We start from the raw sequence: 21938 nt of genomic DNA on the forward strand, positions 1-21938 counted from the left end.
TGTCGGAACCGCGCCGGTTGCAACCTTCGGCGCGTTTCGCCATTTGATGAAGATGACCGACCGCGCTTCCCCCCGGCCGATGGGCGTTGCCGTTCCGACCGGCGGGCTCAATATCCGTATCGTCGCGACCGGGCTGCTGATCGTGATGGCGGCGATCTTCGTGACCGCCAAATATTATCAGGACGTCCATCCCGCGGTCGGCTTCGTCCGCGCCTTTGCCGAGGCGGCAATGGTCGGCGGGCTCGCCGACTGGTTCGCGGTGACCGCGCTGTTCCGTCATCCGATGGGCCTGCCGATCCCGCACACCGCGATCGTGCCGCGCAACAAGAACCGCATCGGCGACACGCTCGCGCGCTTCCTGCTCACCAATTTCCTGCTGCCGCGGCTGATCGCGCGCAAGATGCAGACGCTCGACGTCGCTGGCGCGGTCGGCAAATTCCTGTCGCAGCCCGCCGAGGGCGGCGGGCGGCTCAAGCTCGGCGCGTCGCGAATCATCGCCGACGCGCTGGGCGCGCTCGACCAGCAGCGGCTGGGCGGCATGGTCAAGTCGGCGATCGCCGATCGCCTGCGCGAACTCGACGTCGCGCCGCTGCTCGGCCAGGCGATGCAGGCGGCGCTTGCCGAGGGGCGGCACCAGCCCCTGCTCGACGCGATGGTCAAATGGGGGTCGAAGACGCTCGAGCTCAACGAGCATCTGATCCACCAGATGGTGCACGACAACAGCAATGCGATCGTGCGCTTCACCGGGCTCGACGAAAGCATCTCGAACCGCATCGTCGCGGGGCTGTCGAAGCTGCTCGCCGAAATGGCGGTCGACGAGACGCACCCGCTGCGCCTCCGCGTCGAGGAAGGACTCGCCAAGATGGCGCTCGACCTCCAGCACGATCCCGAGGTCAAGGCGAAGGTCGCGCATGTCCGCGACGAATTGCTCGAGAACAAGGCGGTCAAGCGCTGGCTCGACGGCCTCTGGGAACAGGGGCGCGGCGCGCTGCTCAAGGCCGCGCGCGACCCCGAAACGATGCTCGCGGGGCGCATCGGCGAACTCGTCACCCAGTTCGGCGCGATGCTGGGCGAGGACGAGGCGATCAAGCGCACGCTCAACCGCTACGCGCGCCGCGCGGTCGTCGGCATGGTCGACAGCTATGGCGAGACGGCGCTGAAACTCGTGTCGGACACGATCCGCGGCTGGGACGCCCAGACGATCACCGACCGGCTGGAAAATGCGGTCGGCGACGATCTGCAATATATCCGCATCAACGGCACGCTGGTCGGCGGGCTGGTGGGCGTGGCGATCCACGCGGTGGATGTGCTGCTCTAGAGTCTGATGACGTTACATTAACCCACTACGTCATTGCGAGCGAAGCGAAGCAATCCAGGGCGGTTTACGCCTGCTCTGGATTGCCGCGTCGCTTCGCTCCTCGCAATGACGATTCCAACTGATGTCATCACGCTCTAGAAATCCCGTTCCGCGGCCCTTCGCCAATCGCGCGGGGTCATGCCGAAGCGGCGGCGGAACGCCTTGCCGAAGGCGGACAGGTCCTCATAGCCGCAGCGCAGGGCGATGTCCCCGATGCCGAGCCGCGGATCGCGGAGCAGAGCGCGGCTGTGGTTGAGCCGGACCGCGCGAATATGATCCGCAACCGAAAGGCCGCGTTGTTCGAACAGGCGATACAGGCTGGCGCGCGAGCAGCCGATCGCCCGTGCGATGGCATCGGCGGTCAGGCCCGCGTCTTCGCGCCGCGCCTCGATCAGCCGGCAGGCGCTGGCGAAATGCGTGTCGCCGATGCGCCGTCCATCCTCCTTGGCGGCGGGGCCGAACCCTTCGAGGTAGGTGAGGGCAAGGCCGCTGAGCAATTTCATCGCCGCCGCCGCTTCGGCGGCGCTCATGTTGGGGCCGTGGCGGGCAAGCGCGCCGAGTTGATCCTTGAGCAGCAAGGCGAGCGGCGTGTCGGGCAAGGTGCGCAGCGCCCCGGTTCCCGCGATCGGATCGCCGCCCATCGCGCGATAGACCGCGGCGCGCGGCAGCGTGATATGATAGGCGCGATAGCTGGTTTCGGAATGCGTCTGCGCCGCGCGATGGCAATCGAGCAGTTGCAGCCCGGCGCCCGGGCCGAGCCACAGGCGTTCGTCCTGCCCATGGGTGACGCCGAACTGGCCCGCCGCGACGACGCAAAGCTGCATATGGTCGAGCCGTCCGTCGTGGAACCGCGACGCGGTGGGGGCGCAGACCAGGTCGGTGAAGGCGATGCCGTCGTCGCCGGCACAGGCGAGCGCCGCGGCGCGATAGCCCCCGTCGTCGGTGGTGCGCCGCATGTCGATTTGAGGAAAGAGGGCGTGCCAGAAATCGAACCGCTCCGTCATCGGCGCGGCGTCGGTGGAGACGCCGGTGAACCGCGCGTCCTGCCAGTGCGAGCGATGGTCCTGCCCCACTCCCGATCCCCCCTCGGTCCGGAAAACTAATGGGGTTCGCTCGATGGGTCAATCGATGGTGAGACGCCCGGCCCAATCGGTGAGACTGCCGGCCTAACGCTTCCCTTCGGCGCGATGATAGGCCGGTACCGGCGGGAGCGCGGACAGAAGGGGGCGACACCATGGGCCGGCAGCACGGATGCGACCGCGAGGCGGCAGCGCGGAGATGGGCGGGGCCGCTTGCGTTCGCCGTGCTGGCCGCCGCGATGCCGCAGGGAGCCCGCGCGCAAACGGCGAGTCAGGTGACGCCGCCGACCTATGCGCCGCCGACGGCGCGGCCCGGCGAGCCGATCATCCTGCCCGAAGGACCGGGGGTGACCGCGCCGCCGGGCGCCGAGACCCTGGAGGTGACGCTGGGCGGCATCGCCGTCGAGGGCGAGGACGATCCGCAGACGGCGGCGGCGCTGCGCGCGCAGCTCGTCGGTCATCCGATCAAGGTTGCGGAGATATTTGCCGCCGCGCGCGCGATGGAGGCGCACGCGGCGCGCGCCGGCCATTTGCTGACCCGCGTGCTGGTGCCGGCGCAGGAACTGCGCGACGGCGCGACGCTGCGGCTCGTGATCGTCCAGGGGTTCATCGAGCGCGTCGATACCGATGGGGTGCCGCCGCTGGTGCGGCGGCGCGTGGCGGCGGTGCTTGCGCCGCTGGTCGGGCGGGCGGACGTGACTTTGCCGATGGTCGAGCGGCGGTTGCTGCTGGCCGGCGACACGCCGGGGGTGACGCTGCATTCGGCGTTGGCCGCGGGCGAAAAGCGCGGCGGGACCGTGCTGGTGATCGAGGCGCGGCATCGCGCCGTCACCGGCTTCGCGACCGTCGACAACAGCCTGCCGTCGTCGCTCGGGCGTTATGCGGCCGGTCTGGGGCTCGACCTCAACAGCGCGCTCGGTCTGGGCGAGACCATCTATCTGCGCGCGAGTGGTTTTCCCAATGGGGGGCGCAAGACCAGCATCCTCGACCCGACCCCGCGCAACCGCGCGCTCGCGGGCGGTGTGGTGCTGCCGATCGGCCACGATGGGCTGACGCTTAACCTGGAGGCCGTCGATGCGCGCACCGCGCCGCGTCATCGAGGCTTTCTGCTGGGAACCGGCAGCCGGTTCAATCGGGTCAGCGCGCGGATCGCCTATCCCTTTGTGCGGACGCGCGCGCTGACGCTGAGTGGCGGATTGTCCTTCGACGCGCAGCGCGAGCGCGTGTCGGTGATCGATCCGCTGCCCCTGCCGCTGTCGTTCGACGAGCTGCGCATCCTGCGGGTGGACGGCTCGCTGATCGCGGCGACTCCGGGCAGCGGCAGGCTGGCGGTGCGAGGGGAGGTTTCGGTCGGGATCGACGGGCTGGGCGCGCGGTCGCGCGCCGATGCAACCGCGCTGCTCCCCCTGTCGCGCCAGGGCGCGGACGCGGACTTCCAAAAGCTGGCGGTCGAGGCGACGCTGGTCCAGCCGGTCGGGGCCGGCGTGCAGATGATGCTCGCCGCGCGCGCCCAGACCGCGTTCGGCAAACCGCTGGTCAATGCCGAACAGATCGGCATTGCCGCGGTCGATGGCCTGTCCTCGCTGCCGTCGAGCCGTTTGCAGGGCGATGCGGGTTATGTCGTGCGCGCCGAGATCGCCCGTCCGTTTGCCTTGGCCGGAGCGCGGTTCAGCATCGCCCCCTATCTGTTCGGGGCGGCGGGGAGCGTGCGTTACGAACGGCCGACCGCGCTCGAACGGCGCGAGACCGGAGCGAGTGATTTCGGCGCCGGATTACGCCTTGCGGGCGCGGTGCGCGACGGCTCGGCGGGCGTCTCGATCGGCCTCGAATGGGGCCGCGCGCATATCGAGGGGGCGGGCCGCAGCGACCGCTTCAACATCACCATCGTCACCCGTTTCTGATCGCAAGGAGCATCGCCATGATCCGTCCTGCCGTCCGTCCCCTCGTTTTTCTCCTGCTCGCGTCGAGCGCGCTGATCCCCGCCGCGGTGCAGGCGCAGGCCCTGCCGACCGGCGGCAGCGTGGCGCGCGGCGGCGCGACGATCGGCGCCCCTGCCGACGGGGCGATGACGATCACCCAGGCGAGCGACCGCGCCGTCATCAACTGGCAAAGCTTTTCGATCGGCGAAGGCAATCGCGTCGATATCCGCCAGCCCGAGGCGCGCTCGGTCCTGCTCAACCGGGTGGCGGGCGATGCGACCTCGACCATCGCGGGGTCGCTGAATGCCAATGGACAGGTCTTTCTGATCAACCCCAACGGTATCCAGATCACAGCGACCGGCACCGTTCGGGCGGCGGGGTTCGTCGCCTCGACGCTCGATATCGGCGACGATGATTTCATGAAGGGCGACATCGTCGTCACCGGGCGCGGCGGGCGCGTCGCCAATGCCGGGACGATCGCGGTCGTCCGCGGCGGCTATGCCGCGCTGATCGGCGGCCAGGTCGACAACAACGGGCTGATCCACGCGCCGCTGGGCCGGGTGGCGCTCGGCGCAGGGACACGCGCCACGCTCGACCTCGCGGGCGACGGCTTTCTCCAGGTCGCGCTGCCGACGGCGGCCGAGGGCGGGGTCGCGATGTCCGGGCGGATCAGCGCCGACGGCGGCAGCGTGATACTGTCGGCGGCGAGCGCGGTCGACGCCGCGCGGCACATCGTCAACCTGACCGGCGTGATCGAGGCGCGCGGGGTCGGCGGCACCGACGGCGCGGTGACTCTGACCGGCGGCGACATAAGGTTGGCCGGTGCCGCCATCGACGTGTCGGGGGCGGGCGGCGGCGGCGGCGTCCGCATCGGCGGCGACCGGCAGGGCCGGGGCGCGCTGGCCCATGCGCAGACGGTCGATATCGACGCCGCGAGCACCATCCGTGCCGACGCGACCGGTAGCGGCGGCGGCGGCGATATCACCATCTGGTCGGACGAAGCGACGCGCTTCGCGGGCGCGATCTCGGCCAGGGGTGCCGGGGCGGGACGCGGCGGCGAGGCGGAGGTGTCGTCGGCGGGCCGGCTCGACTATCGCGGCACCGCCGACCTGACCGGCCACGCGTTCGGCACGCTGCTGCTCGATCCCTACGACATCACCATCTCCAGCGGCGCCGACAGCAACGCGAGCGGCTTCACCGCGACCGGCGCCGACAGCGTCATCAATGTCGCGACGCTGACGAACGCGCTCGCGCTCGCCAACGTCACCGTCTCGACCGGGCCGGCGGGCGCGCAGGCGGGCGACATCACGCTCGCCGCGCCGCTTCGCTGGACGTCGAGCGCGACGCTGACGCTGCAAGCTGCCGGCGATATCTCGCTGAACGGCGCGATCGACGCCGCGGCGGGCGGGCTGACGCTCGACGCCGGGGGCGCGATTGCCGACAGCGCCGCGCTGTCGGTCGCGCGCTTCCGCCTCGCCGCCGGCGACTGGTCGCAGGTCGGCGCGACGCTCCCCGCCTTCGCCGCGGGCGATTTCAGCATCGCGACCGACGGCGGCGCGACCTTCCTGCGCGCCGCCGGCGGCACGGGCGTCGCCGCCGACCCCTATCTGCTCGCTGACATATACGGCGTGCAGGGGGTCAACGGCTTTCTGACCAACAGCTTCGCGCTGGGCGCCGACATTGACGCCACCGGCACCGCATATTGGAACGGCGGCGCGGGGTTCGTGCCGCTGGGGACCGATGGCAGCGGCATTTATGACGGCAGGCTCAACGGCGGCAACGGCTTCACCGGCAATTTCGACGGCCAAGGGCATGTGATCGCCGATCTCGCGATCGACCGGCCCGCGGCCTATCTTGTCGGCCTGTTCGGCTATCAGGGCGGTGGCTCGATCAGCCGGATCGGCATGGTCGGAGGCAGTATCAGCGGCGGCAGCATTGTCGGTGGGTTGGTGGGGTATCAAATCGGCGATATCCGTCGGAGCTATACCACCGGCAGCGTCAACGGCAGCGTCAACGGCAGCGGCGATATTGGCGGGCTGGTGGGGTTTCAGGAAAGCGGCAGCACCGTGCAGAGCTATGCCACCGGCCGCATCACCGGCAGCGGTGCTGGCGGACTGGTGGGGTTTCAGTTCGGCGGCAGCATCACCCAGAGCTATGCCACCGGCAGCGTCAGCGGCGACCTCTATATCGGCGGACTGGTGGGGCTGACCGATGGCGACATCACCCAGAGTTATGCGACCGGCAGCGTCAGCGGTGACAAAGGCGTTGGCGGGCTGGTGGGGTATCAGCGGCAGGGAACCAGCACCATCACCCAAAGCTATGCGACTGGCAGCGTCAACGGCAGCATCGATGTCGGCGGGCTGGTGGGACGTCAATACAACGGCAGCGTCACAGACAGCTATTGGGACAGCTATACCACCGGGCAATCGGCCGGGTTCGGAACTCAAATTGGCACCGCCGCCAATGTGTCGGGGGTGACCAGCGATCCGGCGCAGAGCGGCGCCGCCAACTATGCCTTTGCCAAGGACGCCTATGCGGGTTTCACCTTCGCGGCGGGGCCGGTGACGAGCGCGGGAGCGGACGGCTGGGTGTGGGCGGGGACCGGCACGCGGCCGTTCCTCGCCTGGGACGTGCCGACCGCGCCCGCCGGTGGCGGGCCGGCGGTGATCCGCAACGCCCACCAGTTGCAACTGATCAATGCCGGCGACCTGGGCGGCAATTATGTGCTGGCGAACGACATCGACCTGACCGCCGACCTGGCCGCGGTGGGGGGCAAATATCCCGGTATGTGGTCGGAAGCGGGGTTCGTGCCGCTGGGGACCGACGGGGATAGCAACCGGCTCAACGCCAACCGCGGCTTCGCCGGCAATTTTGATGGCCAGGGACACGTCATCGTCGGACTCGCCATCGATCGGCCCGCGGCCTCTTTTGTCGGCCTGTTCGGCTGGCAGAACAGCGGCTCGATCAGGCGCGTCGGCCTGGTGGGCGGCCGCGTCAACGGTCGCAGCTCCGTCGGCGGGCTGGTGGGATATCAAAGCGGCGGCAGCATCGCCCAAAGCTATGCCACCGGCAGCGTCAGCGGCGGCGCGAACTATATCGGCGGGCTGGTGGGGCAGAACGGCGGCAGCATCACTCAAAGCTATGCGACCGGCAGCGTCAGCGGCAACACCAATGTCGGCGGACTGGTGGGATATCGGGTCGATGGCAGTATCGCCCAAAGCTATGCGACCGGCAGCGTCAGCGGTATCGCCACTGTCGGCGGGCTGGTGGGGTTAGAGGGCCACCACGGCGGCAGCATCACCGCGAGCTATTGGGACAGCTATACGACCGGGCAATCAGCGGCGATCGGCAATTCCGCCATTGCTGCGGGCGTGGCGGAAGTGACCAGCGATCCGGCGCAGAGCGGCGCCGCCAACTATGCCTTTGCCAAGGACGCCTATGCGGGTTTCACCTTCGCGGCGGGGCCGGTGACGAGTGCGGGAGCGGCGGGCTGGGTGTGGGCGGGGGCCGGCACGCGGCCGTTCCTTGCCTGGGAAGTGCCGACCGCGCCCGCTGCCGGCGGGCCGGCGGTGATCCGCAACGCCCACCAGTTGCAACTGATCAACGCCGGCGATCTGGGCGGCAACTATGTGCTGGCAAACGGCATCGACCTGACCGCCGACCTCGCTGCGGTGGGGGGCAAATATCCCGGCATGTGGTCGGGCGCGGGCTTCGTTCCGCTGGGGACCGATGGGGATGGTAACAGGTTCAACGGCTTAAACGGGTTCGCTGGCAATTTCGACGGCTGGGGGCATGAGATCGCCGGGCTGTTCATTAACCGGCGCTCGACCGATTTTGTTGGTCTGTTCGGCTATCAGGGCGGTGGCACGATCGGACGCGTCGGCCTGGTCGGCGGCAGCGTCAGCGGTCAAGACGCTGTCGGCGAATTGGTGGGGCAACAGTTCAGCGGCCGTATCGTCCAGAGCTATGCAACCGGCAGCGTCAGCGGCAACAGCTCCGTCGGTGGGCTGGTGGGGTTTCAGTACAACGACGGCAGCATCGTCCAGAGTTACGCAACCGGCAACGTCAGCGCCGCCAGCGGCGGTGTCGGCGGGCTGGTGGGGGTTCAGTACGTCGGCAGCATCGCCCAGAGCTATGCAACCGGCAGCGTCAACGGTGATATCGATGTCGGGGGGCTGGTGGGGCTTCAGGGCGGCGGCAGCATTGCCCATAGCTATGCGGCCGGCAGCGTCAGCGGCGACGCCAATGTTGGCGGACTGGTGGGGTCTTTTGGCGGCAGCGTCACCAGCAGCTATTGGGACACGACAGCCACAGGGCAAGAGCACGGCTGGGCTGGCGGCGATCTTGCAGGCGCGAGCGGCCTCACCACCGCCCAAATGCAGGATCTTTCGAATTTCGCCGCCACCTATGCCGGCTGGGACTTCACCGCGGTCTGGTCGCCGCCCAATCAGGCCGGACAGAATGGCGGATCGGCGGCGGCCTATTATCCAGAGCTTTACGCGCTGAGTTCTGTGGTCGCGGTTGCGCCCAACGATGCCGTCACCGTCTATGGCGCCCCCGCGCAAACCCCGATCGCGCAATATTACGGGCTGCACGCGGGCGATTCCATCACCGCGCCCGCGACCATCGCCGGCGCATCGGCGGCCAGCGACGCCGGCAGCTATGCGCTGACCGCGAGCGGTGCGCGGGCCAGCGATCCCGCCTATCGCTTCGTCTATCAACCGGCGACGCTGTCCGTCACCCCCGCACCGCTCACCGTCACCGCGAACGACCTGACCCGCGTCTATGACGGCACCGCCTTCACCGGCAACGGCGTCACTTACAGCGGGTTCGTGAACGGCGAGGGCGAATCGGTGCTGGGCGGCAGCCTGCTCTATGGCGGAAACGCGCTGGGCGCCGTCGATGCGGGCGCCTATACGATCGCGGTTAGCGGATTGTCGTCGAGCAATTACGCGATCTCCTATGGCGATGGCGCGCTCACGATCACGCCGCGCGCGCTGACGGTGACCGCCGACGCCATGCAGCGCATCTATGGCGACGCCAATCCGGCGCCGACCTATGCGATTACCGCGGGGACGCTCGTTAGCGGCGACGGGCTGACCGGCACGCTCGCGACCAGTGCGACGACCGCCAGCAACGTCGGCGCCTATGCGATCACGCAGGGCAGCCTCGCGGCGTCGCCCAACTATGCGCTGACCTATCAGGCCGCGGACCTGACCATCACGCCGGCCGACCTGACCGTGACCTATGCGGCGACGCCGGTATCGAGCCTCTATGGCGATACTCCGCTGCTGACCGGCATGGCGAGCGCCGTGGGGTTGAAGAACGGCGAGACGCTGACAGCGGTGACCAGCGGCACGGTGGCATGGACCAGCCCCGGCGATGCGACCTCCGACGTCGGCCGCTATGCGGTGACCGGCAGCGGGCTTGTTCCCGACAGCAGCAATTACCGCTTCGCTTTCGTGCAGGATGCGGCCAATGCGACCGCGCTCACCATCACCCCGCGCGCGCTGACGGTGACCGCCGATGCGCAGAGCCGCATTTATGGCGATGCCAATCCGGCACTGACGTATCGGGTCGGCGGGTTGGGGCTGGTCAACGGTGACACGCTGACCGGCGGGCTTGCGACGAGCGCCGCTGCGGCCAGCGGCATCGGCGCATATGCGATCGGGCAAGGCAGTCTGGCGGCGTCATCCAACTATTCGCTGACCTATCGGGGCGGGAACCTGGTCATCACGCCGCGGGCGCTGACGGTGGCCGCCGATGCGCTGAGCCGCATCTATGGCGATGCCAATTCGGCGCTGACTTATGCGATCACCGAGGGGAGGCTCGTCAACGGCGATATATTGTCGGGCGATCTGACGACCGCCGCGACGGCCGCCAGCGACATCGGCGCCTATGCGATCACACAGGGCAGTTTGGCGGCATCGTCCAACTATGCGCTGACCTATCGTGGCGCGGACCTGACCGTCACGCCGCGGGCGCTGACCGTGACGGCAGACGCGCTCAGTCGCGTCTATGGTGACGCCGATCCGGCCTTGACGTATCGGATCGGCGGGTTGGGGTTGGTCAACGGCGATACGCTGACCGGCGGGCTTGCGACGAGCGCCGCTGCTGCCAGCGGCATCGGCGCATATGCGATCACACAGGGCAGTTTGGCGGCATCGCCGAACTATGCGCTGACCTATCGAGGCGCGGACCTCACCATCACGCCGCGGGCGTTGACGATCACGGCGGACGCGCTGAGCCGCATCTATGGCGATGCCAATCCGGCGTTGACGTATCGGGTCGGCGGGTTGGGGCTGGTCAACGGCGATACGCTGACCGGCGGGCTTGCGACGAGCGCCGCTGCGGCCAGCGGCATCGGCGCATATGCGATCGGGCAAGGCAGTCTGGCGGCATCGCCGAACTATGCGCTGACCTATCGAGGCGCGGACCTCACCATCACGCCGCGGGCGTTGACGGTCACGGCGGACGCGCTGAGCCGCATCTATGGTGCCGTCAATCCCGCACTGACCTATCGGGTCGGCGGTCTCGGACTGGTCAATGGTGACGTGTTGACAGGGGGGCTGACGACCGATGCGACGTCGGCCAGCGACGTCGGGAGCTATGCGATCACGCGGGGCAGTCTGGCGGTATCGTCCAACTATACGCTGACCTATCGGGGCGCGGATCTGAGCATCACGCCGCGCGCGCTGACGGTGACCGCCGATGCATTGAGCCGGATTTACGGCGATGCCAATCCTGCGCTCACTTATACGGTCGGCGGTCTGGGGCTGGTCAACGGCGACACGCTGTCGGGCGCACTGGCGACCGGAGCGATTGCCGCCAGCAATGTCGGCAGCTATGCGATCGTGCTGGGCAGTCTGGCGGCGTCGCCCAATTATGCGCTGACCTATCGGGGCGCGGATCTCACCATCGCGCCGCGGGCGCTGACGGTGACTGCCGATGCGTTGAGTCGCCTCTATGGCGACATCAATCCGGCGCTGACCTATCGGATTGGCGGTCTGGGACTGGTCAATGGTGACACGCTGACCGGCGCGTTAGCGACGCGTGCGATCCAGTCCAGCATTCCCGGTCGTTATGGGATCACCCAAGGCACGCTGGGGGCATCGGCAAATTATGTGCTTCGGTTCGCGCCGGGCGTTTTGACGATTCAGGGCATCGATCCGGTGTCGCCGGCGGTGATGGCCGGCAGCTCGGTTCGCGATGCGTTCGCGACGACCGTCGATCCCCTGGCCGGGCTGGACAGCGTATCGCCCATCGCTGGCTTGTTTCCAGCATCGGGTGACGGTGCGAGCGGGGACGCCGGGGTCGGGATGGAGGGTGCCGCCGCCATCGATTGCCTGCGCAAGCGGCCGTGTCCGGCACCGCGAAGCGCCGCGCAATGAATGCGGCGCCGGGCGGGCGGCTCAAACGAGGCTCCTCAGCCCCTCGCGAAACGTCGGATAGCGCGGCGCCCACCCCAGCAGCCGCTTCGCTTTGCCGTTCGCGATGCGGCGATTTTCGGCATAAAAGGCCCGCGCAGCGGGTGACAGCCCCGCTTCGCCCAGCGTCTGGAGCGGCGGCACCGGCGCGCCGAGCATAGCGCAGCCCCATTCGACGAGCCGGTTCTGGTGACACGGCTCGTCGTCGGCGAGATTGTAGATGCCCGGCGGTCCCGCGAACGACGCGATGACGCCGCCCGCGATGTCGTCGACATGGATGCGGCTGAACAGCTGCTCGGGCAGGTCGATCCGGTGCGCGCGGCCTTCGCCGATACGGTCGAGGATTGAGCGGCCGGGGCCATAGATGCCGGGAAGGCGGAACAGGCGCATGTCGCCGCGCAGCGCGGCCCAGGCGGCATCGGCGGCATTGCGATCGGCGCGGCGGCCCTTGATAGGCGCGCTTTCGTCGACCCACGCGCCGCCGGTATCGCCATAGACTCCGGTCGAGGACAGATAGCCGACCCATGTCGCGGGCGCGACGGCAATGGCCTCGCCATAGCGCGCGAGCACCGGATCGCCGCCATCGGCCGGCGGCACCGACGAGAGAATGTGCGTCGCCGAGCGCAGCGCGCCGCGCACCGCAGCCTCGTCGGCAAAGGCCAGGCTGTCCGCGCGGCCATCGCGTGTCGTGCCCGCGACCTCCCAGCCGCGCGCGCCGAGCCGCCCGGCAAGATGTCCCGCCGCATAGCCCATCCCGAAAATCAGCATCTTCGCCATCCCCACCCTTATTGCGCACGCGCCGCCCCGCGCCTAGACCTTCGCGCATGACCGACGCTTCTTCCGCTCCCGCCGTTCCCGTCACCATCCATCGCGGCGACTATCGCCCGCCCGAATGGCAGATCCCCGACATCGCGCTCGATTTCGCGCTCGGCATCGACGAAACGCGGGTGAGCAGCGCGCTGTCGGTCGTCCGCCACGCCGATGCGCCGGTGCCGCTGACGCTGCGCGGCGACGGGCTGACGCCGCGGGACGTTCGCGTCGACGGCGAAAGCTGGAACGGCTGGCGCATGGAAGGGCCCGACCTGATCGTCGACCTGGGTGATCGCGCCGCGGCGACGGTCGAGGTCGACACCGTCATCGACCCGGCGGCGAACACCCAGCTCATGGGGCTCTATGCCTCGAACGCCATGCTCTGCACCCAGTGCGAGGCCGAGGGTTTCCGCCGCATCACCTTCCACCCCGACCGCCCCGACGTCCTGAGCCGCTACAAGGTGCGGATGGAGGGCGACAAGGCGCTTTTCCCGATCCTGCTCTCGAACGGCAATTGCGTCGCCTCGGGCGAGGGCGAAGCGGGGAAGCATTGGGCACTGTGGGAAGATCCGTGGCCGAAGCCTTCCTATCTCTTCGCGCTCGTCGCGGGCGATCTCGTCGTCAACCGCGACCATTTCACCACCCTGTCGGGCCGCAGGGTCGAACTCGGCATCTGGGTGCGCGAGGGCGACGCCCCCCGCACCCATCATGCGATGCAGGCGCTCAAGGCCAGCATGGCGTGGGACGAGCGCGTCTATGGCCGCGAATATGACCTCGACCTGTTCAACATCGTCGCGGTCAGCGATTTCAACATGGGAGCGATGGAGAATAAGGGGCTCAATGTCTTCAACACCCGCTACATCCTCGCCGATCCCGACACCGCGACCGACGTCGATTATGACGGGATCGAGGGTGTCGTCGCGCACGAATATTTCCACAACTGGTCGGGCAACCGCGTCACCTGCCGCGACTGGTTCCAATTGAGCCTGAAGGAAGGCTTCACCGTCTTTCGCGACCAGAGCTTTTCGGCCGCCATGGGCTCGCCCGCGGTCAAGCGGATCGAGGATGTCCGGCTGCTCCGCGCCGCGCAATTCCCCGAGGATGCGGGGCCGCTCGCGCACCCGATCCGCCCCGACTCCTATCAGGAAATCTCGAACTTCTACACCGCGACCGTCTATAACAAGGGCGCCGAGATCATCCGCATGATGGCGACGCTGATGGGGCCGGAGCGCTTCCGCAAGGGCACCGACCTCTATTTCGCGCGCCACGACGGCGAGGCCGCGACCTGCGAGGATTTCGTGCGCGCGATGGAGGAGGGCGGGGACATCGACCTGACCCGGTTCCGCCGCTGGTACGAACAGGCGGGAACGCCGCGGCTGGGGCTGGTGCTGGTCGAGGAGGATGGCAACTGGTTCCTCGACGTGACGCAGACGGTTCCGCCGACGCCGGGCCAGCCCGACAAGGCGCCGGCGATGATGCCGCTGCGCATCGCCGCCTTTGCGATGGATGGCAGCGGCGCCGCGCTGCCCGACACGCTCGTCACGCTGACCGATGCCGCGCAGCGTATCGCGCTCGGCGCCTTCGCGGCGCGCCCGGCGCTTTCGGTCAATCGCGGTTTCTCGGCGCCCGTGATCGTCGATTTCGAGCGCGCGCCGGGCGAACTCGCCTGGCTCGCGGCGCACGACGACGATCCCTTCGCGCGTTACGAGGCGTTGCAGCAATTGATGCTCGACACGCTCGTCGCGGTGGTGTCGGGCGAGAAGGCCGACGCCCGGGCGGTGATCGATGCGGTGGCGACGACGCTTGCCGGGCGCGCCGCCGACCCCGCCTTCGTCGCCGAAGCGGTGCTGCTGCCCAGCGAGGCCTTCATCGGCGACCAGATGGTGACCGTCGATCCCGACGCGATCCGGCGCGAGCGGCTTGCGCTGCAGGCGGTGATCGGCGACGCGCTCGAAAGCGACTGGCGCGAGATACTGGCCGAGGCGGCGCCGCCAGCGACCGACCTCACGCCCGCCGCCAAGGGCCGCCGCCGGCTGCGCGGCGTCGCGCTCGCCTATCTCGCCGCGACCGGCCGCGCCGACGTCGCGGCGCTGGCGTTCGGCGTCTTCTCGGCCGCCGACGGCATGACCGAGCGGCAGGCGGCGCTCGCGACACTGGCGCATGGCGACAGCGACGAACGCACCCACGCGCTCGACATCTTCTACCAGCGCTATCGCGACAATCCGCTGGTGCTCGACAAATGGTTTCAGGCGCAGGCCTGGTCGATGCGCCCCGACACGGTCGCCGCGGTGAAGGCGCTGGCGGAACATCCCGATTTCACGCTCGCCAACCCCAATCGCGTGCGCGCGCTCTATGGCGCGTTCACCGGCAATCAGGCGGCGTTCCACCAGGCCGACGGCGCGGGCTACCGGCTGATCGCCGACCTCGTCATCGCTCTCGATCCCCGGAACCCGCAGACCGCGGCCAAGATGATCCCTCCGCTCGGCCGCTGGCGCCGCTTCGACGAAGCGCGCGCGGCGATGATGAGGGCGGAACTGGAACGCATCCTGGCGCAGCCGGGCCTGTCGCGCGATACGACCGAGCAGGCGAGCAAGAGCTTGATGGGGTAGGCGGTATTGGGAGGCGGCGGCTATTCCCTCAATCCTCGCAGCGCAGCGCCCGCGGCGAATGGCCCGATCACCGTCAGCAGCAGGCTCGCCGCGCCGAGCAGCTTCACCGCGCCGCGCCCCGACGGGTCGAGCATCCCGGCACCGAAGATCAGCAGCGGCACCGCGAGCGGCAGGACGAGCAGCCCGCCGATCGCACTCCCGCCCTTGAGGTTCGCAGTCAATGCCGCGCTCAGCACCGCGAGCGAGGCGAGGGCGGGGATTGCGATCAGCAGTCCGGCCGCGAGCGTTTCGACCCGCGCCGCATCCTGCGCGAGCAGCGCGGCGGCGGGGAGCAGCGCGATCAGCAGCGGCAGGCCGAAACCGATGGCGTGCGCGGCGATTTTGATCGCGGCGATCGCTTCGTCGGCGAAGCCGCGCACCGCGAGCTGATCGAGCACCCCCGCCTCGCGGTCGGGGCGGACGAGGCGGTCGATCGGCAGCAGCGCCGCGAGCAGCGCCGCGACCCAAATCATCCCGCCGCCGGTGCGCGCGAGCAAGGGGGCGTCGGGACCGACCGCAAAGGGAAAGGCGGTTGCGACGAGCAGGAAGAAGACGACCGGCAGCCACAGCGCCCCGCTGCCCCACGCGCGCCGGAGGTCGCGCCAGAAGAGGGCGAGAAGGGCGGTCACGCCAGCGCCCCCATGTCCAGTTCGGCGAGGTCGGGCACGCCAAGCGCAAAATGCGAGGCCAGCAGCACCGCGCCGCCGTTCGCGCGATGCCTTGCGATCGCACCGACCAGCCGCGCCTGCGCCGCGTCGTCCATGCCGTTCGCGGGCTCGTCGAGCAGCCAGATCGGCGCGCCGCTGGCGATCACGCGCGCCATCGCGGCGCGCTTGCGCTGGCCGGTCGAGAGCATCGAGACGGGCACATCCGAAAGCGGCGCCAGCGCCATGTCGGCCACCGCGCGGTCCACCGCATGGCCGTCGACGGTGTCGACCCGCGCCCAGAAATCGAGCGCGCGGCGCAGCGGAAGTTCGGGGTCGAGCGCCGCCGCCTCGTCGATCAGCGCGATGCGCTCGCGGCGCGTGACCGTGCCGGCGGCGGGGCGGAGCAGTCCGGCCGCAAGCCGGATCAGGCTGGACTTGCCCGCGCCGTTCGGGCCGCGCAGCCACAGCGCGTCGCCGCGCGCCAGCGCCAGCGACAGCCCCTCGAACAGCAGCCGGTCGCCGCGGATGCACGCTATGCTGTCGAGTTGCAGCAGTTCGCTCACGCCATGTCCTCGAGCGCGTGCATATCGTCGTCGGAAAAGCCAAAATGATGACCGATCTCGTGGATCAGCACATGGCGCACCAGCGTGTCGAGCCGCTCGCCTTCCTCGATCCATTCGACGAGGATGGGGATGCGGTAGAGCGTCACCCGGTCGGGCATCCCGCCGCTCTGGTCGATGCTGCGCTCGGTCAGCGGGCGGCCTTCGTAAAGCCCGGTGAGATCATAGGGATGTTCGATGCCGAGCGAGGCGAGGGTTTCGTCGTCGGCGAATTCCTCGACCGCGATCACCACGCCCCGGATATGCGGCCGGAACACGTCGGGCAGCGTTTCGAGCGCCGCCTCGGCCATCGCGAAGATCGCGTCGGCGTCGGGGGCGGCCGCGGTCCAGGCGCCGGGCGGATTGGTGGACAGGGCGTGGTTGTCACTCATCGCGCCCTTCCTTATGGCGAGCGCTCGGCCTTTACCAGCGGGAGAAAAGAGATGGTCCGGAAACTCGACGATGCCGAGCGCGCGGCGCTCTTCGTCCGCTTTCCCGAATGGACGCACGACGCGGCGCGCGACGCGATGACCCGGCGGTTCCAGTTCGCCGATTTCGCGCAGGCCTTCGGCTTCATGGCGAGCGTCGCGATCATCGCTGAGAAGATGGATCATCACCCCGAATGGTCGAACGTCTACAACCGCGTCGATATAGTGCTGACGACGCACGACGCGGACGGATTGTCGGAGCGCGACGCCAAGCTGGCGGAGGCGATCGAGGGGTTGCTTTGAGGGCAACCATTGCGGGCATCCTAAGCCCCTCCTCTTCAGAGGAGGGGCCAGCGAGACTTACGAGCTTGCTCGTTAGTCGCAGCGGGGTGGTGTATGCGGCGAGCGCTTGCTTTCGGCCACCACCCCGCTGCGGCTAGGCAGCAAGCTGCCAAGCCTCGCTGCCCCTCCTCTGAAGAGGAGGGGATATAAAACTTCCGCCTCCCATCCCGGCCTCTCTTGTTGTTATCTTGCGCTGACGCGCCACTCCCTTACAAGCAGCGCCAGGGAAACAGGGAGAGCCACCGCATGTCCGACAGCCTGCTGCGCCGCAAGGCGATCGTTCCGGATCAGCCGCACGGCGCGGGCCTCGCGCGGACGCTGAGCTGGCCGCATCTCGTCGCGCTGGGGGTCGGGGCGATCGTCGGCACCGGCATATTGACGCTGATCGGCGTCGGCGCCGACAAGGCGGGGCCGGCGGTGATCCTGTCCTTTGCCATCGCGGGGCTGATCTGCGCCTGCGCGGCGCTCGCCTATGCCGAGATGGCGACGATGATCCCGGCGTCGGGCAGCGCCTATACCTACAGCTATGTGGTGATCGGCGAACTGATCGCCTGGGTCGTCGGGTGGAGCCTGATCCTCGAATATTCGCTGGTGGTGAGCGCGGTCGCGGTCGGCTGGTCGGGCTATGCGGCGCCGCTGCTCCACGCCTGGGCCGACGTGCCGATGGCGCTGATGCAGGGGCCGGAGCTTGGCGGCATCGTCAACCTGCCGGCGATCGCGATCATCGCCGTCGTCGCCGGGATGCTGCTGTTCGGCACCCGCGAGAGCGCGACGGTGAACGCGATCCTGGTGCTGGTGAAGATCGCCGCGCTGGTCGTGTTCGTCGCGGTGGCGCTTCCCGCCTTCAACGCCGCCAATCTGGAGCCCTTCAGCCCCTATGGCTTTGCCAAGCATATGGGCGCCGACGGCGTCGAGCGCGGGGTGATGGCGGCGGCGGCGATCATCTTCTTCGCTTTCTATGGCTTCGACGCGATCGCGACCGCGGCCGAGGAAACGAAGAATCCCGACCGCGACCTCAAGATCGGGATCGTCGGGTCGATGGTCGCCTGCGTCATCATCTATGTCGCCGTCGCGGTCGCGGCGGTCGGCGCCATCGCTTACAGCCGCTTCGCGAACAGTCCCGAGCCGCTGGCGCTGATCCTGCGCGAACTGGGGCAGGCGCGCGCTGCGCAGTATCTCGGCATTTCGGCGGTCGTCGCGCTGCCGACCGTTATCCTCGCCTTCTTCTTCGGACAGAGCCGCATCTTCTTCACCATGGCGCGCGACGGGCTGCTCCCGGCGAGCCTCGCCAAGGTGTCGGCGCGCGGGACGCCGGTGCGGATCACCATCTTCACCGCGATCGTCGTCGCGGTGCTCGCGGGCTTCATTCCGCTCGACGAACTCGCGGCGCTCGCCAATGCCGGGACGCTCGCCGCTTTCACGGCGGTGTCGGTGTGCATGCTGATCATGCGCCGCCGTGCTCCGCAAGCGCCGCGCACCTTTCGCGCACCGATGCCGTGGATCGTCGGCACCATCGCGGTGTTCGGCTGTTTCTACCTCTTCCTCAGCCTGCCGGTGAAGACGCAGCTCTGGTTCGGTGTCTGGAACGTCGCGGGGCTTGCCGTCTATTTCCTCTACGCCCGGCGCAACGCCATCGTGGCCTGACCGGCGGTCGCGTTTCGGATGCAAAAGCGGTTGCATTGAACGCCTTGCCCATGCAGGCAGGGCAAAGGGCATTTGAGGACGGGGGAATGGGGCGATGACCCGATGGGGGCGGTTTGCGCTGGCGACGACGATGCTGGTCGCACCGGCGAGCGTGGCGATGGCGGGCGAACAGCCGCTTTACGAGCCCGCACCCGCGTGGGTCACCCCGGTGAAGCTGGCCGACCCGCAAGGCGTGACCGGCGGGATCGCGGTCCTCGATTTCCAGCAGCGTATCGACGGCGCCACGGTGTGGAATTACGCCGACACCGCGATCAAGCTCAGCACCCCCGAAGAACTATCGCAATATAGCAATATCACCGTGGCCTGGGCGCCCGACAAGGGCGACCTGATCATCCACCAGCTCGTGATCCTGCGCGACGGGGCGGAGATCGACGCGCTGGCGGGCGGGCAGAAATTCACCGTGCTGCGCCGTGAACAATCGCTCGAACAGCGCGAACTGACCGGCATCCTGTCGGCGACGCTGCCGGTCGAGGGGCTGCGCGCCGGCGACATCCTGCGGCTGCGCATGTCGACGACGGTCAAGGACGGTGCGCTCGGCGGGCGGGCGCAGGCGATGCTGCCGCTGGTCGCCGAACCGGTGCGGACCGCGCAGGCGGGTTACAAGCTGTCGTGGCGCGCCGACGAAGCGGCGCAGTGGAAAATCCTTGCGGGCGGCGCCGAACCCAAGGCGCGGCGCAATGGCGATTTCATGGAACTGCCGGTCGCCCTGCCGCTGCCCAAGCCGGCCGAAATGCCCGACGACGCGCCGGTCCGTTATCAGCGCCTGCCGATCATCGAGGCGTCGACCTTTACGAGCTGGGCCGATGTGTCGAAGGTGATGGCGCCGCTTTATGCCACCGAAGGCACGATCGCGGAGGGCAGCCCGCTGGCGGGCGAGGTCACCGCGATCATGGCGGCGACCGACGATCCGGTGAAGCGCGCGGCGATGGCACTGCAACTGGTGCAGGACAAGGTCCGCTATCTTGCGGTCGGGATGGACGGCGGCAACTATGTGCCGCAGTCGCCGGCCAAGACGTGGGACGTGCGCTATGGCGACTGCAAGGCGAAGACGCTGCTGTTGCTGGCGATGCTGCGCGAAATGAAGATCGAGGCCGAACCGGTGATGGCGCACGCGTCGCTCGGCGACATGGTGCCGTCGCGCGTGCCGAGTGCGCTCGCCTTCAACCATGTCCTGGTGCACGCGACGATCGGCGGCGACAGCTTGTGGCTCGACGGAACGATGCTCGGCACCCGGCTGGGCGACATTCGCGACACCCCCGCGCTCGGCTATGTGCTGCCCGTTCGCGTCGCGGGCGCGGAGCCGGTGAGGATCGAACTCCACGCCCCGGCACGGCCCGCCGTCGACCTTCAGATCGCCGCCGACGAAAGCAGCAGCATCGACCTGCCGTCGGTGATCGATCTCGATATGGTCGTGCGCGGCCAGCTCGCCAATCTGCTGACGCTGGCGGGGTCGCAGCTCGGGCCGAAGGAAGCGCGCGATCTCTACGAGCAATTCCTCAAGCATTATGTCGGCGAGGCGCAATATGACACGCTGACCGCGACCCCCGACACCGCCGACGGCAGCGTGGCGATCAAGGCGCGCGGCGTGTTCGCATCGGGGTGGGAACGCCACGATCTGCGCACCGAGCGCTGGATTTCGCGCGTGCCCGACCTGGTTGCGTTCGAGCCCGACCGCGCCCGCGCGGCGTGGGCCGATATTCCGGTCGTGACGTCCGCTCCCGACCGGGCGCGCTACCGGCTCCGCGTCAAGCTGCCCGATGGCGGGCGCGGCTATACGATCGACGGCATGGCGCCGCTGGACGATCGCTTCGCCGGCTATGACGTCGATCGGTCGGTGACGCTGGCGGACGGCACGCTCAGTGTCGACGAGACGCTGACCTCTTCGGGAATCGAGATTCCGGCGGCCGGGGTCGCCGCCGAGCGCGACAAGGTGGCGACGATCCTCGCGCGCACGCCGCGTCTCGTCGCGCCGGAAACCGCGACGCGGCGCTGGAACCTCGCGCAGGCGGCCTCGCGCTCGCAGGTCGACGCGATCGAGGCTATCTACAAGAAGCAGGCGGCCGAGGCGGATGAGGAGAATATCACCGCGCTGACCAGCAGCGCGTCGTTCGAGCGGGGAATCGGCGATTACAAGAGCGCGGTGGCGACGCTGACCCGGCAGATCGCGCTGCTCCCCTCGGCCGATGCCTATCTGGCGCGCGCGGGCGCGCGGCGCGAACTGGGCGACATCGCCGGAGCGCTTGCCGATGCCGAGGCGGCGCGAAAGCTCGACCCCTCGTCGATCGAGGCCATATCGACCGTCGCAAACCTGACCGCCGAGCGCGGCGACGTCGCATCGGCGACGAAGATGCTCGACGACCGGATCGCGCTGGGGGGCAAGACGCGCGACGATTATCGCATGGCGAAGGCGGCGATGGTCGGCGAATATGGCGATGCGCAGGCCGCGATCGACGAACTCGACGCACTGATCGCGACCAAGCCGGGCAACCCCGCGATGCTCAACCAGCGCTGCTGGATCAAGGCGACGCGCAACGTCGCGCTCGATACCGCGCTCAAGGATTGCACATCGGCGATGGAACTCAGCGATAGCAGCGCCGCGATCCTCGACAGCCGCGCGCTCGTCTGGATGCGCATGGGGCGTGACGAGGATGCGCTGCGCGACCTCGACGCGGCGCTGCTCCAGGTGCCGGCCATGGGATCGAGCCGCTTCCTGCGCGCGCTCGTTTACAAACGGACGGGGCGCGGAGCGGACGCCGCCGCCGACCTTGCCATCGTGCGCCGGATGTCGCCGTCGACCGAGCGCGACTATGCACGCTTCGGGCTGAAGCCTTAGGGCATCGTGCATTAAATCGGGCATCATCCAACCCTGTTCGTGTCGAGCGAAGTCGAGACACCCATCGGGGCAAACCCCGGGGGGTGGGTGGGGCCACATAGGGCCACACCAACCGGCGGGGGGGGGGGGGGAAAAGAAAGTGGGT

12 protein-coding genes are annotated in these 21938 nt (G+C 68.8%); 7 read left to right on the forward strand and 5 right to left on the reverse strand.

Translation table 11 applies throughout. From position 1 onward, the window contains the following. The first annotated feature begins 79 nt into the window (after window positions 1-79). Complete coding sequence (locus OJI97_RS12485) at window positions 80-1318, forward strand: DUF445 domain-containing protein (RefSeq protein ID WP_297663908.1); 1239 nt, start codon at window positions 80-82, stop codon at window positions 1316-1318. A 134-nt stretch (window positions 1319-1452) separates the two neighbouring features. Here the strand turns inward: OJI97_RS12485 and OJI97_RS12490 are convergent, their stop codons facing one another. After that, window positions 1453-2430 (reverse strand): AraC family transcriptional regulator, encoded by a 978-nt coding sequence (locus OJI97_RS12490; protein ID WP_297663910.1) that lies wholly within the window; start codon window positions 2428-2430, stop codon window positions 1453-1455. Window positions 2431-2591: 161 nt separating this feature from the next. On the opposite strand from OJI97_RS12490, the gene OJI97_RS12495 reads away from it, so the two are divergent. Further along, window positions 2592-4337, forward strand: a complete 1746-nt coding sequence (locus OJI97_RS12495; RefSeq protein WP_297663912.1) for a ShlB/FhaC/HecB family hemolysin secretion/activation protein — start codon at window positions 2592-2594, stop codon at window positions 4335-4337. 17 nt (window positions 4338-4354) lie between these two features. Continuing rightward, entirely contained in the window at window positions 4355-11746 is a 7392-nt protein-coding gene (locus OJI97_RS12500) for an MBG domain-containing protein (protein WP_297663914.1), read from the forward strand. Between the two features lie 21 nt (window positions 11747-11767). Here OJI97_RS12500 and OJI97_RS12505 read toward each other — a convergent pair whose 3' ends face one another. Next, the gene (locus OJI97_RS12505; protein WP_297663916.1) at window positions 11768-12559 is read right to left on the reverse strand and encodes an SDR family NAD(P)-dependent oxidoreductase; all 792 of its coding nucleotides are present in this window, start codon (window positions 12557-12559) and stop codon (window positions 11768-11770) included. Window positions 12560-12606: 47 nt separating this feature from the next. Between OJI97_RS12505 and pepN the strand changes: the two genes are divergently transcribed. Then, a complete protein-coding gene (pepN, locus tag OJI97_RS12510) occupies window positions 12607-15201 on the forward strand; it encodes an aminopeptidase N (RefSeq protein WP_297663918.1) in 2595 nt (864 codons plus the stop codon). 20 nt (window positions 15202-15221) lie between these two features. Here pepN and OJI97_RS12515 read toward each other — a convergent pair whose 3' ends face one another. From OJI97_RS12515 to OJI97_RS12525, 3 genes are read right to left on the reverse strand one after another with little or no spacing between them, the layout of a single operon-like run. Continuing rightward, window positions 15222-15869: a heme exporter protein CcmB gene (locus OJI97_RS12515; protein WP_297663920.1), complete on the reverse strand. Its 648-nt coding sequence runs from the start codon at window positions 15867-15869 to the stop codon at window positions 15222-15224. Continuing rightward, complete coding sequence (gene ccmA, locus OJI97_RS12520; RefSeq protein ID WP_297663921.1) at window positions 15866-16450, reverse strand: heme ABC exporter ATP-binding protein CcmA; 585 nt, start codon at window positions 16448-16450, stop codon at window positions 15866-15868. The genes OJI97_RS12515 and ccmA overlap by 4 nt, the downstream gene beginning before the upstream one ends. Beyond that, on the reverse strand, window positions 16447-16878 hold the full coding sequence (locus OJI97_RS12525) for a metallopeptidase family protein (RefSeq protein ID WP_297663924.1): 432 nt from the start codon (window positions 16876-16878) through the stop codon (window positions 16447-16449). Before OJI97_RS12525 ends, ccmA begins: the two co-directional genes overlap by 4 nt. A gap of 51 nt (window positions 16879-16929) precedes the next feature. Here OJI97_RS12525 and OJI97_RS12530 point away from each other — a divergent pair, with 51 nt between their 5' ends. The 3 genes from OJI97_RS12530 (at window position 16930) to OJI97_RS12540 (ending at window position 21793) form a co-directional block, all read left to right on the forward strand. After that, window positions 16930-17217 (forward strand): 4a-hydroxytetrahydrobiopterin dehydratase, encoded by a 288-nt coding sequence (locus OJI97_RS12530; RefSeq protein ID WP_297663926.1) that lies wholly within the window; start codon window positions 16930-16932, stop codon window positions 17215-17217. A 285-nt stretch (window positions 17218-17502) separates the two neighbouring features. Further along, window positions 17503-18900: an amino acid permease gene (locus OJI97_RS12535; protein WP_297663927.1), complete on the forward strand. Its 1398-nt coding sequence runs from the start codon at window positions 17503-17505 to the stop codon at window positions 18898-18900. 94 nt (window positions 18901-18994) lie between these two features. Next, window positions 18995-21793 (forward strand): DUF3857 domain-containing protein, encoded by a 2799-nt coding sequence (locus tag OJI97_RS12540; protein WP_297663929.1) that lies wholly within the window; start codon window positions 18995-18997, stop codon window positions 21791-21793. Window positions 21794-21938: the final 145 nt, after the last annotated feature.

Origin of the sequence: Sphingopyxis sp. (assembly GCF_025869345.1) — a bacterium.
Classification (GTDB): domain Bacteria; phylum Pseudomonadota; class Alphaproteobacteria; order Sphingomonadales; family Sphingomonadaceae; genus Sphingopyxis.